The sequence below is a fragment of the Pseudomonas sp. ICMP 3272 genome (assembly GCF_001466905.1).
GTDB classification, from domain to species: domain Bacteria; phylum Pseudomonadota; class Gammaproteobacteria; order Pseudomonadales; family Pseudomonadaceae; genus Aquipseudomonas; species Aquipseudomonas amygdali.
Map to the genome: position 1 here is coordinate 1 of NZ_LKEK01000016.1, position 444 is coordinate 444.

The window sequence follows — 444 nt, forward strand, 5'->3', positions numbered from 1 at the left end:
CCCTGCGCGGCACGCAGGGCGATGGCGGCATCGGTGCGCAGTTCTGCACCGTTGCCGCGCGGCTGGGCGGTGCCGTCAGTACGCGGGTCGGTCAGTTTGCCCAGGTTGAGGGCTGTGGCCTGATGGGTTGTGCCCATGCGCGCGCGCAGTGAGCCTGGCGTGTCATCGAACAGCAGTTCGTTGAAGCCGCTGCCTTTGTGTTCCTGGGTGCGGATCCCCGACAGCGTGCGGTTGCCCGGCAGCCCCGAGGCCTTGCTGAAGCGTATGTTCCTGGGTGCGGATCCCCGACAGCGTGCGGTTGCCCGGCAGCCCCGAGGCCTTGCTGAAGCGTGGCGGCAGATTAATGTTGTTGTAGAGCACCGACGTCACCAGAGGCCGGTCGATATCGCCTGCCAGAAATGTCACCAGCACTTCCTGGCCGATGCGTGGCATGAACTGATGGCC

The 444-nt window shown here is 65.8% G+C and carries 1 pseudogene; it reads right to left on the reverse strand.

Features of this window, described 5'->3' with window-relative positions:
* Positions 1-444: pseudogene (locus AO068_RS26445) on the reverse strand (type VI secretion system Vgr family protein); the annotation flags it as partial.